We start from the raw sequence: 11,673 nt of genomic DNA, 5'->3' as shown, positions 1-11,673 counted from the left end.
CCCGGCCTTTCTGCCGTGGCCAGAGGAGGGACTTTCCGGGGAGGCCGAGGAAACCGGAGAGGATCTGGTGTCCGATGCCGACGAGCTGGCGGAACAACCCGGCTTCGATCCGGCGCGCCTCGCGCTGCTTCCGGTTTTGCGGGTTGGCCTGGTGCTCGATCCCGGCGGGGGCGATTTTTCCCGTATCGAGCCTTTGCGCGCCATGCTCGAGGAGGGCATGCGGTTGCCCGTGATCATTGTCGCCTACCGCGATCTTTCGCACCTGCGGGATGCGCTGATGCGCGGAGAGGTCGACTATGCGCCCCTGTCGGCGACCGCCTTTGCCGATGCGCAAGACAAATGCGCCTGTCTCCAAGTTCTGGCCGTCGCCCGCGACAGCGAGGGGGGGGCTGGCTGGCATGCCCTGGCGCTGGTCCGGGAGGACGCGCCCTTCGCCGGACTTCAGGATCTCGCGGACGCGCGTCTTGCGGTCGCCTTGCCCGGCTCGACGGCGGGGCGCGAGCTTCCGCTTGCAGCGCTGGCTGGCATTGGCATCACGCCGCCGCCAGAGCATCTTGTCGAGGTCGCCGGCCCACTCGCTGCCGCGCGAGCTGTCCTGTCGGGTCGTGCCGATGTCGCCTTCGGCTGGTCGTCGAGCGTAGACGCGCAAAGCGGGCGCGGGACCCTGCAGGACCTGCTGGCAAGGGACGGTGCCCGCCCGCCGCTCAGGATCATCTGGGTTTCGGATGAGATCGCGAACGCTCCGCAGGTCGTGCGCGACAGCGTGCCCGACGCGATCCGCCGCGATCTCGCCAACCTATTGACGGTGGCGGCGGGCGAAAGCGGAGACCCGCAGCAAGCCGGCGAAACGCCGGTGAACCTGCTGGCTCCGCATGGTCTCGCGCCTGCCGATGCGGCACACTTCGAGCCGCTTGTGGAACTCACGCGACAGCGGCGGCGGGCGTTGCCCGGCCGGCTGCGTCCGCTCATCGAGAATGCCGACTGACAGAGGCGATTGCCTCTCCTAGGTGCTCACGAGCGCGAGCGCGTGGCGTGCGATCATCCGCTCCTCGTCCGTCGCCATGCGCAGCACGGTGACACGCGAGCCCGGCGCGGAAATCCCTGTCTCCTGGCGCAGGTTGGCCTCCTCGTCGAGGTCGACGCCGAGAAATCCGAGTCCGGCGCACACCTTCTTGCGCAGCAGGGGCGAGTTCTCGCCGATGCCCGCTGTAAAGACGATGCCGTCGAGGCCATCCATGACGGCGGACAACGCCCCGATCTCGCGGCGAATGCGCGCGGCGAAGTGGTCGATGGCAAGGGCTGCCGCCGGGTCGTCGGAGGCTTCCAGAACGCGCATGTCGTGCGAGATCCCCGACAGGCCGAGAAGTCCGGACTTGTGGTAGAGCAGTTCGGCAAGTGCCGTCGCATCCATGCCGTGTTCCAGGAGATAGAGGAGGACGCCCGGGTCGATCTGGCCGCAACGGGTTCCCATCGGCAGTCCGTCCAGCGCCGAAAGCCCCATCGTCGTTGAGACGCTGCGGCCGGCCTTTACCGCGCAAAGCGAAGCGCCGTTGCCGAGGTGGGCGACGACGATGCGGCCTTGCGCGAGCGTCGGGTGCGTGCGGGCAATCTCGCCGGAAATGAACTCGTAGGACAGTCCGTGAAAGCCGTAGCGGCGCACGCCGTCATCGTAGAAGTGCGCGGGCAGGGCGAACGTGTCCTCGATCCGGCCGTGTCCGCGATGAAAGGCCGTGTCGAAACAGGCGATCTGTGGGACGTCGGGAAAAGCCGCGCGCGCTGCCCGGATGCCGGCGAGATTGTGCGGTTGATGCAGCGGCGCCAGCGGGATCAGTCCGGCCAGTTCCTCCAGGGCCGCGTCGTCGATGACGAGCGGCTCGGTATGCTCCGCGCCACCGTGGACGACGCGGTGACCGACGGCGGAAAGGGCAAGCTGCGGCATGTGCGTGTCGAGCCAGGCGACGACGACGGCAAGCGCGCTGTCGTGACAGGCGGCCTCCGCGGGAGAAAGCGCGCGCGTCGCACGTTCCTGGCCGCCGACCGCGTCTATGGTCAACCGGGGATGGGCGCCGAGCCCGTCGACCTTGCCGCGCAGGCGCGAGGTTTCGCCGTCGAAGAGCTGGAACTTGATCGAGGACGAGCCGGCATTGATTACCAGAACGGGAGCGGCGGCCGTCATGCGTTGGACCCCGATGCGTCGCGGGCACTCTGCGCGGGTTTGCCGCTCGCGTCCGTAGCCGTTTCCCGGGCGATCTGCTTGCCGCGTTCCTCCGCCGCCTCGCCGTCCTCATGGGGGACGACAACGGAAGCGCCGGTCTTGAGCCAGTGGTCGTGCAGCAGGGCAAGCGCGCAGGAGACGAGCCGCGACCGCGCATCGTCCGCCCGGCTGGTCAGGATGATTGGCACGCTGGCGCCGACCACCAGTCCGGCAGCTTCCGCATGGGCAACGAAGGTGAGCTCCTTGGCCAGCATGTTGCCGGCCTCCAGGTTCGGGGCGATGAGCACATCCGCCTGACCGGCCACCAGCGACGAGATGCCCTTGCTGCGGGCTGCCCTGATGTCGATGGCATTGTCCATCGCCAGCGGGCCGTCGACGATGCCGCCGGTGATCTGGCCGCGTTCTGCCATCTTGGAAAGAACGGCCGCGTCGATGCTCGACGCCATGGCCGGATTGACTGTTTCCACCGCCGACAGCACACCGACCTTGGGAACCTCGGTGCCGATGGCGCGGGCCAGGTCGATGGCGTTTTGCACGATATCGACCTTGGCGGTCAGGTCGGGGGCGATGTTGATCGCCGCATCAGAGATGATCACCGGGGTCGGCCGGCCGGAAATGTCCATCACGAAGCAGTGGGTCAGTCGTTTGCCCGTGCGTAGCCCGCCGTCACGCTTGACGACGTGGTGAAGCAGCGTGTCGGTATGGAGATGCCCCTTCATCAACGCCCGCACCCGACCTTCGTGGACGAGCTCGACCGCGCGCCGTGCGGCCTGGTCGTCGGTCGGCAGGTCGATGATCTCGATCCCGTCGAGGACGCCGCCGATTTCGGCGGCAGTGCGCGCGATGGCCTCGGCGCGCCCGATGAGGATCGGCGTGATCAGCCCGTGGCTGGCCGCCATCAGCGCTCCGCCAAGGGAATTTGCGTCGTCGGGAGAAACGACAGCGACCGGCAACGGCGGCAGGCCGGCGGCAAAGCCGACGAGCCGGTCGAAGTGCTGGTGGCGCTCGACGAGGATGCCGGGAAGCGCGCTGGCGTCGAAGGTGATGCGCCGGTCGGGCGCGACCACGATGGCTTCTCCCTCGGTCACGCAGACGCCATCAGCTCGGGTCACCCTTGTGGAAAGGCGAAGGACGCGGCCGTCCTCCTTGGCCGTGACGGTGGCGCGCACGGTCAGCCGGTCACCGACCTCGACGGGCTCGAGAAAACGGAAGGTCTGGCTCTTGTAGGCGGTTCCCGGTCCGGGGAGCTGATTGCCGAGCACGGCCGAAATCAGCGAGCCGACCCACATGAACGGGGCCACCGGTGCATCGATCACACCGTCGCCACTCCAGTCGATATCGGGGAGATGAGTTGGATTGATGTTTCCGGAGGCATGGGCGAAGACGAAAAGGTCATCCGCCGTCAGGGTGCGCTCCACCTCGGCGCTTTCGCCGATTTCGATCTCGTCGAATGTGCGGTTGCTTGCCATCGATCTCGCCTGTTCCCTGCTTTCCAGCTCCGTTTTCCCGTCGCGATTTTGCGTCGGGCGACGGCGAGAATACACCGTCAACCGGAACGGAAAATGAAATAGGAGAAGGAGTTAGCTCTATCCGTTGGGGCACGGATGCGCCACTTTGCCACGTACCGGATTGCAATGACAGGGGTCAGGAGCAGCACTCGACCTCGCTGCTGACCCGCGGGCGCATGTAATAGGTGTCGGACAGCTCGATCGTATCCGTGCTGAAGACATCCTTGAGCAGCGCCGCAAAGGTCGGCCGGTGCGAATAGACTGCCCGGGTGACGATCAGATAGGTGTCCTTGTCTTGTGTCAGCCCTTCGGGGATCTGGATCGGTGGCGTGTTGTTCGCGTTCCACCGCGACGTATTGAGCGCCCGGCTCCACACCACCCGGGGTTGGTTCACGTCCTTGATCCAGATGCTGGCGACGACGAGCTTCAGGTTGTTTTCGGGGTAGGGCTCGAGGATCGCTCCGGAGATCTTGAGCAGGTCCGCGATGTCGCTTTCCTTCAGCTTGTCGGTCTGGGCGACGAGATCGGCGATGGAGCTTGCCACCTGGCTCACCTTGCGATCGACCGTCATGGCCTGGTCCAATTCGATCATGCCGAGAAGAAGCAGCAGCATGAAGGGCAGCACGAGCGCAAACTCCACCGCTGCGACAGCGCGGGTCTCGCGCCCCAGGCGGTTGATGAGCCTCCCGAAGGCGGCCGGGCGCGCACGACCTGTCTCGCCGGAGGGCGATGCACTGTCGTTGGAGCGTTCCGGTGCGTGAGCGCGCGTTTCCGCGGTCGGGCGTTGCATCGTGGGGACCTAGTTAGTCTTTGTCGACCAGGGGAAGGGCTCGTTTCGGAACACGGCGGTGGCCACAAGCAGGCGGTCGCCGGAGGCCAGGTCGCCGAAGTTGGTCTGCATCAGCGAGGAAAACATCGGCCAGCGATACATGGCCCGCACGATGACGATCTGGTTGGCCTCGCCGTGGTTGTAGCCCACGTCGTTGGTCAGCTTGCCGTCGTCGATAAGCTGCTTGGGCTTGTAGCTGGAGAAATTGTCGAGCTTCTCGACGTCGATCGTTAGCCTGTCGGCGGAGACGGGAAAGCCGCTCATATTCTCGAGGATGACCTTCTTGAACTCCGCCGCGTTGAAGCCTTCCGCCTGGGCCTGGCCGGTGCGGATGAGGCGTGCGGCGTCCATCACGGCGTTGCCGAGGATCTGGTTCGCGAAGAAGGCGAGGCCGATTTCGATGATGCCGAAAAGAAGAAGCATGAAGGGGATCGCGACGAAAGCGAACTCGATTGCAGCCGTTCCCTCGCGATTGGCGGCGATCTCGCGGCCCCGCCGTCTGATGACCGTCGGGAGGAATTTGAATGCTTTCGACATGTCGCGGCTTTCCGCCCGTCCTCGCCATTGAGAAACCTTGCCCGGCCCCTGGCCGGTCAATTGTTCAGGCCGGCTGCCTTCTCGGACATCTCTGTATGCGCCTGAGCCTGCTTGGCCGTCGCGTCGTAGGAGGCCTCGACATCGCCGACCCTGAGTACGGGCTCGCAGACCGGAGAGCAGGAATAGGAGCTGCGCGCGGTGTTGCGCATGACCGTCACGACATCGGATGGCGCGGAGCCGACCGTGATCACCTCATCGATGATCGGCTCCCCGTTCTTATCGAGGATCACGAGGTTGGTGGTGCCGTAGAGCTTGCCGGTGACGACGACCGTCTGGCGGTCGTACATCGTCACGTCGGCAATGGCCGGATTGCCGACAATGACGGTGTCAGCCGGTGCGTCAATGCGAAAAACCTTGGCGCGATCGGTCATCACGTGCACGGGGCCGTCTTCGGATGCAACGGCATCGCCGGCCGCGATCATCGAAAAAAGCAGCGCTGCGATGGAAAGAGCGGCGCTTGTGAACGCGCGAAAGGGCGGCATGACATACGGCTCCCTACGAGAATGGCTACCCGAAGGTGAACGACATTGGTGAAGGAACCGCTAACGGTCGTCAGGATGCAGTTGCGCTGGAAGAGGCGATCCACCTGGGCCGCGCGGGTTGCCTGAACACCTGACGTAGCGGATTCAGGATATATCGGCGGTTCCAGCGGGTTGCGGCCGCAGCGCGGTGCCGTCTTGAGCCTGTTGCAGCTAAAGTTGGAGTGAATGTATTTGCTAGTTGTTAACCAATAACTCCTCCGAGTGAAAACGGTATGTCGCTCTATGATCGGCTTAACCTTGTAGCAAGGTGTGCTTCCTATAGTGATCTCATCTTCGAGCGGCCAACATTTAGAAAACAAAGGTCGCCGAGATGGCGCAGTCAAATAAAGTGGAAGCTAGGAGCCAATCATGAAGAATATTCTTGCTCGTTTTGCCAAGGACGAATCCGGCGCGACCGCGATCGAGTATGGCCTGATCGCTGGCCTGATCTCCATCGGCATCGTCACCGCCGTGACCACGGCCGGTACGCAGATCTCCGCGATCTTCACGACCGTTTCGACGAAGCTGACCACGGCCAACTCTGCCGTCAAGTAAGTCGCAACGCGACACGAGGGACAGGGTCTCCGGCACGCAACCGCGTTGCGGAGACCCCTTCCGATGATCGGGCGGCTTCGGCCGCCCGTATTCTTTTGCGCCGGCTTCTTCTGCCGGCGTCAACCCGGTCTTAAGCGTCAGCGGCAAGACTGGGCCGCGTTGCCGTTCGCGTTCACGCGGCATGGCGCGCCGAAGCGGGATGCCGGTTGCCCGGTGCCCCGGGGAAGAGGACATGGGATATGCTCGACGCCGCACTTCTGGTCGTGTTTCCGACGCTGGTCGCCTTCGCCGGCGCCTCCGACCTCTTCACCATGACGATCCCCAACCGGGTTTCGCTGTTGCTTGTGGCGGGCTTTGCCGTGCTCGCCCCGATGATCGGCATCGGCATCGCCGATATCGGCTGGCATCTGCTGGCCGCCGGTCTCACCTTGTGCGTCTGTTTCTCTTTCTTCGCTTTCGGCTGGATGGGCGGCGGCGATGCCAAGATCGCGACGGTGATCGCCCTGTGGTTCGGCTTTAGCCAGGCCTCCGTGGCGTTTCTGGCGCTCGCGGGGATCTATGGCGGCGTGTTGACGCTCGCGATCCTGTTCTTCCGGCAGGTGCCCTTCCTGCCGCTACCGGCCGGGCGGGGCGAATGGATCTTGCGTCTGCATGATCGGGTGACGGGCATTCCTTACGGGATCGCTCTGTCGCTGGCCGCACTGGAGATCTATCCGCAATCGGTCTGGTTTCATGCGCTGAGCTGAGCCTTCGCGCATTCCTCATTTCCCTTCTGTCGTTTGCTTGCCGGAGGCCGGATGTGCTCTCCGGCATTCTTGCGTTAACGGATGGTAAAGGACTCGGTTCATTCCCCGAAATGCAAGAAGGTTAACGTATATTCATCAAAGTTGCTCACCCCTGATTAACCATGTCTTGACCATTTACCCGCAACAGTAGGCGCAACATGATCGGGTCAGTTCACTGAATCCGGTCCCGTCTCGATCTCTACGGGTATTGGTAATGAAGATCGCACGATTGGCCATTCTGGGTATCTCGCTCGCGGCAGGCCTGCTGGTGGCGCGCATGGTGATGAACACCGGGCCCGAGCCCGTGGCCGAGCCTGTTGCCGTCGTCTCCGAGACGCCGAAGGATGAGGTGCTCGTCGCCGATCGCGACATCGCTCTGGGCTCGTCGGTCAGCAGCGGAGATCTGCGCTGGACCGAATGGCCGAAGGAACTTGCGCCACAGAGCGCCATCCTCCGGTCGGAGCGTCCCGGGGCGCTTGATGAGCTCGTCGGTCGCATCGCCAAGGCGCCTGTCTACGAGGGCGAGCCGCTGCGCGAGGAGCGCCTGATCAACAGCGACCGCGGTTTCATGTCGTCGATCCTGCCCAAGGGCAAGCGGGCCATTGCCGTGTCGGTCGAGGCGCTGACCGCCGCCGGTGGCTTCATTCTTCCTGGCGACAAGGTCGATGTGATCCTGACCCGCCAGTCGGGCAATCGGGGCAGCAACTCGTTCCTCAGCGAAACGATCCTTCAGAACGTCCGCGTCCTGGCCATCGACACCACGACGGCGGGCGAACAGAACGAGAAGTCGCTTCCGCCCGGCCAGACCGCGACGCTGGAACTGTTGCCGTCGCAGGCGGAGGTCGTTGCCCAGGCCTCGCAGCTCGGGACGATCTCGCTGGTGCTCCGCTCCGCCGAGGATTCCGCGGACAATGCCGAGACGGAAGAAGTCGGCGGTGGTGTGAATTTCGTGAAGTTCGGCGTGTCCGGGCAGATGCAGACCCAGAAGTGAGACTGCATGTGGGTCCGGAGACGACGGCAAGGAGAAGTCTGATGTTGGCTCAACGTTTTCAAGGCACTGGCGCACGCTGCGTCCTTGGCCTGGCGCTTGCCATCGGCCTTGCCCTGGGTGGCGGGCTTGGCGGGTCGTCGAGGGCGATGGCTGACGGCTTTCCGAAATCGGTGACGGTCTCCGCTGGAGAGCGGGTCGCCGGACGCCTGCTTCGCGTCGGCCTCGGTCGCTCCGTCGTGATCAATCTGGGCGAGGAGGTGAGCGACGTCATCGTCTCCAATCCGGCGGTCGCAGATGCGGTCGTGCGCAATTCCCGCCGCGTGTTCATCATGGGCAACAAGGCCGGACAGGCGAGCCTCTTCCTGTTCGGGCGCGCCGGCAACCAGATCGCCAGCTACGACCTTGCCGTCGAGACGGACACCACCGACCTCAACGCCATGATGCGCCGCGCCATTCCCGGAGCCGAGATCCGGGCGGAATCGGTCAACGGCAATATCGTGCTGAGCGGAACGGCCTCCAGTACGGAAATGGCGCAGCGTGCCGCCGATCTTGCGGCGCGCTTCTCGCAGACGTCCGGGGAGGGGGCAAAGCCGGTCCTCAACATGATTTCCGTCAGCGGCTCCGACCAGGTGCACCTTAAGGTGACCGTGGCCGAGGTCGAGCGCTCGATCATCAAGCAGCTCGGCGTCAACCTCGCTGGCAACATCGGCATCGGCAACTACAATGTCGGTTTCAACAATTCTCCCAGCTACACGGTGAACTCGAACGTCGTGAACCGTGCCGCCGGCGGTCTGTTCGACCCGACCAATCCGAACAGCACCTCGGGATTCATCGCGGGCAGCACCCAGCTCAAGGCCAACATCGAGGCATTGCAGCGCGACGGCGTGATCCGCACACTTGCCGAGCCGACGCTGACGGCGATTTCCGGCGAGAACGCCAGCTTCCTGGCCGGTGGCGAGTTCCCGATCCCGATCGCCGAGGAAAACAACAAGGTCACCGTGCAGTTCAAGAAGTTCGGCGTCGGTCTGGACTTCACTCCGGTGGTGCTCGGCTCCGGGCGGATCTCGCTTCGCGTGAAGACCGAGGTCAGCGAGATCACCCAGGAAGGCGCTGTCAACATCGGTACGCTGACGATCCCGGCGCTGAAGGTGCGCCGCGCGGAATCGACCGTCGAGTTGCCGTCCGGCGGAACGCTGGTGATGGCCGGCCTGCTCAAGGAAACCTACAAGCAGGACCTCAATGGCGTCCCCGGTCTGATGCAGGTGCCGATCCTCGGCGCGCTGTTCAAGAGCCGCGACTTCCTGCGCCAGGAAACCGAGCTGGTGGTCTTCGTGACGCCCTATACGGTCCGTCCGGTCGCCCGCTCCGAGCTGGTCGCACCCACCAAGAATCTCGCTCCCGCGACGGACGGCGATACCATTTTCCTGAACCGCCTCAACCGCATGTATCGGGTTTCCGGTGCGCGGGGTGAAGGCTCCTACCACGGCCAGGTCGGCTACATCTACGAGTGAGGTACGCAGCCATGCCGCCCCGTCCCGCCATTCGCCGTCCCGCCCCCAAGGGGCAGATGCGGCAGGTCGTCCGCGCCGCACCGCTGGCGCTCGCCCTTGCCTCGGCACTGCTTGCCGCCGGCTGTCAGACCCAGCGCCCGACGACCGATGTTCTGGCGCTGAACGACTATCGTCTGCGTCACCCGATTGTTGTCGCGGAAGGCACCAAGACGCTCGACCTGCCGATTGGAAGCGGCACTCGAAAGCTGTCGCCGCAACTCGCCGCCGTGGTGTCGAGCTTTGCCGGCGAGGCCCGCTCGCGCGGCGGCGACGCCGTTGAGGTGGTCGTGCCGTCCGGCTCTGGAAACGAGGCGGCCGTCCATGCGGTTCTGCCGCAGATCCGCTCGGCCATCGCCAGGGGGGGCATCTCGTCCAAGCGCATTGTGACCCGCAGCTATCCCGTCTCCGATCCCAATGTTTCTGCCCCGGTCCGCCTTGCCTATTCGGGCATCCAGGCGAGTGCCGGACCGTGCGGACAATGGCCGGACAACATCGCCGGCGGTGGCAATGGCCGTTACCACCAGCCGGAGCTGAACAACACGCAATATTACAATTTCGGCTGTTCCAGCCAGGCGAACCTGGCGGCGATGGTCGAGAATCCGACCGACCTTCTTTATCCGCGCGCCTCCACGCCGGCTGACCAGAACCGCCGTGGCACCGTGTACGAGAAGTACCGCAAGGGCGAGAAGACGTCGTCCGAGTACAAGGAAGGCGTTGGCGCCAAGGTGTCCGACGCGGTGGGCAACTGATCCTCTTGGGAGTTTAAAGGATGAGCAGCCTTTCATATGGAAGCGAACCCCCGGAGGAGGGGGGCATCCGGGAGGAGGTGTCGCACCACACCGCTCCGGAAGTGACCGCGCCGATCGACACGCTCGATCTGAAGGCGGTCCCGCGCATCGCCGTCCAGGCGTTTTGCGAGACCGACGGAGTTGCCCGCGCCATCGAGGATGCGTCGCAGGACCGCCGTATGGCCAAGGCGCATGTGAAAGTTCACCGCGGCGGGATTTCGGCTGCGGTCGATTTCTATGGTTCCGCCCCGACGCCGAACCTGATCCTGATCGAGACCCGTCTGGAGACGGCGCGCCTGCTGCAGGAACTGGAGCGCCTTGCGGAAGTCTGCGATGCGGGCACCAAGGTGATGATCATCGGCCACGTCAATGACGTGCTGCTTTATCGCGAGCTCATTCATCGCGGCATCAGCGACTATCTTGTCGCTCCGGTAAGCCTGTTCCATGTGATCGGGGCGATTGGCGAGCTCTATGCGAACCCGGATACGGATCCGCTTGGCCGCGCGGTTGCCTTTGTTGGTGCCAAGGGCGGCGTTGGAGCCTCGACGGTGGCGCACAATGTTGCCTGGTCGATTGCCCGGCTGTTCGAGAAGGACGTGCTGCTCGCGGATCTCGATCTTGCCTTCGGCACCGCTGGCCTCGACTTCAACCAGGATCCGCTTCAGGGCGTCTACGAAGCCATTTCCACGCCTGAGCGTCTCGACGAGACCATGCTCGACCGGCTCCTGTCCAAATGCGCCGACAAGCTGAGCCTCCTGGCCGCGCCAGCCTCGCTGGAGCGCACATACGATTACGGCGAGACGGGCTTCGACGGACTGGTCGACGTGATGCGCCAGGGTGCGCCCTCTGTGGTTCTTGACGTTCCGCACAGCTGGGCAGGCTGGGTGCGGCGGGTGCTTTCCTCCGCCGACGACGTGGTCATCGTCGCCGAGCCGGACCTCGCTAACCTGCGCAATGCCAAGAACATGATCGATACGCTGCGCCAGCTCCGTCCGAACGACGCTCCTCCCAGGCTGGTTCTCAATCGGGTCGGCGTTCCCAAGCGGCCGGAGATCAAGGCGGCGGAATTCGCCGATGCGCTTGGCGTTGAGGCCGTCGTCGCCATCCCGTTCGAGCCGCAGCTTTTCGGGGTCGCGGCCAACAACGGTCAGATGATCGGCGAGCAGGACGAGCGCCATGCCACCGCGGAAATGTTCGACAGGATCTCGCAGGTGGTGACCGGACGGGGTGAGGTGCAGAGGCGGAAAGGACTGGCGCTCGGTGCGCTGGTCAACCGTTTCCTGAAGAAGGGCGCGGCGTGAGCGTGAGCTTGTGTCGAGAGCGCCCGTATAGAC

The 11,673-nt window shown here is 64.4% G+C and carries 12 protein-coding genes; 7 read left to right on the top strand and 5 right to left on the bottom strand.

What is annotated here, in order from left to right; translation table 11 throughout:
- Positions 1 to 67 precede the first annotated feature (67 nt).
- On the top strand, positions 68 to 985 hold the full coding sequence (locus ACSLUQ_RS12565) for a phosphate/phosphite/phosphonate ABC transporter substrate-binding protein (RefSeq protein WP_461808716.1): 918 nt from the start codon (positions 68 to 70) through the stop codon (positions 983 to 985).
- 18 nt (positions 986 to 1,003) lie between these two features.
- On the opposite strand, the gene ACSLUQ_RS12560 is transcribed toward ACSLUQ_RS12565, so the two are convergent.
- The 5 genes from ACSLUQ_RS12560 to ACSLUQ_RS12540 form a co-directional block, all read right to left on the bottom strand.
- Entirely contained in the window at positions 1,004 to 2,176 is a 1,173-nt protein-coding gene (locus tag ACSLUQ_RS12560; protein ID WP_461808715.1) for an acetate/propionate family kinase, read from the bottom strand.
- On the bottom strand, positions 2,173 to 3,684 hold the full coding sequence (locus ACSLUQ_RS12555; protein ID WP_461808714.1) for a bifunctional enoyl-CoA hydratase/phosphate acetyltransferase: 1,512 nt from the start codon (positions 3,682 to 3,684) through the stop codon (positions 2,173 to 2,175). Before ACSLUQ_RS12555 ends, ACSLUQ_RS12560 begins: the two co-directional genes overlap by 4 nt.
- 175 nt (positions 3,685 to 3,859) lie before the next feature.
- A complete protein-coding gene (locus ACSLUQ_RS12550; RefSeq protein WP_461808713.1) occupies positions 3,860 to 4,513 on the bottom strand; it encodes a TadE/TadG family type IV pilus assembly protein in 654 nt (217 codons plus the stop codon).
- A 9-nt stretch (positions 4,514 to 4,522) separates the two neighbouring features.
- Positions 4,523 to 5,089 carry a TadE/TadG family type IV pilus assembly protein gene (locus tag ACSLUQ_RS12545; protein ID WP_417772200.1) on the bottom strand — a complete coding sequence of 189 codons (567 nt, stop codon included), beginning with the start codon at positions 5,087 to 5,089 and terminating at the stop codon, positions 4,523 to 4,525.
- A gap of 56 nt (positions 5,090 to 5,145) precedes the next feature.
- The gene (locus ACSLUQ_RS12540) at positions 5,146 to 5,631 is read right to left on the bottom strand and encodes a pilus assembly protein N-terminal domain-containing protein (protein WP_461808712.1); all 486 of its coding nucleotides are present in this window, start codon (positions 5,629 to 5,631) and stop codon (positions 5,146 to 5,148) included.
- Positions 5,632 to 6,039: 408 nt separating this feature from the next.
- On the opposite strand from ACSLUQ_RS12540, the gene ACSLUQ_RS12535 reads away from it, so the two are divergent.
- The 6 genes from ACSLUQ_RS12535 (at position 6,040) to ACSLUQ_RS12510 (ending at position 11,640) form a co-directional block, all read left to right on the top strand.
- Entirely contained in the window at positions 6,040 to 6,225 is a 186-nt protein-coding gene (locus tag ACSLUQ_RS12535) for a Flp family type IVb pilin (protein ID WP_417772202.1), read from the top strand.
- Positions 6,226 to 6,464: 239 nt separating this feature from the next.
- On the top strand, positions 6,465 to 6,971 hold the full coding sequence (locus ACSLUQ_RS12530) for an A24 family peptidase (RefSeq protein ID WP_417772203.1): 507 nt from the start codon (positions 6,465 to 6,467) through the stop codon (positions 6,969 to 6,971).
- Positions 6,972 to 7,224: 253 nt separating this feature from the next.
- Positions 7,225 to 8,001 carry a Flp pilus assembly protein CpaB gene (cpaB, locus tag ACSLUQ_RS12525; protein ID WP_417772204.1) on the top strand — a complete coding sequence of 259 codons (777 nt, stop codon included), beginning with the start codon at positions 7,225 to 7,227 and terminating at the stop codon, positions 7,999 to 8,001.
- A gap of 41 nt (positions 8,002 to 8,042) precedes the next feature.
- Positions 8,043 to 9,512, top strand: a complete 1,470-nt coding sequence (locus ACSLUQ_RS12520; protein ID WP_461808711.1) for a type II and III secretion system protein family protein — start codon at positions 8,043 to 8,045, stop codon at positions 9,510 to 9,512.
- Positions 9,513 to 9,523: 11 nt separating this feature from the next.
- A complete protein-coding gene (locus ACSLUQ_RS12515) occupies positions 9,524 to 10,300 on the top strand; it encodes a CpaD family pilus assembly protein (protein WP_417772206.1) in 777 nt (258 codons plus the stop codon).
- A 20-nt stretch (positions 10,301 to 10,320) separates the two neighbouring features.
- Positions 10,321 to 11,640, top strand: coding sequence for an AAA family ATPase (locus ACSLUQ_RS12510; protein WP_417772207.1), 1,320 nt, complete (start codon positions 10,321 to 10,323; stop codon positions 11,638 to 11,640).
- The last annotated feature ends 33 nt before the right edge of the window (positions 11,641 to 11,673 follow it).

It is taken from the genome of Stappia sp. ICDLI1TA098, assembly GCF_054880955.1.
This window is presented reverse-complemented; position numbering and strand designations above follow the sequence as displayed.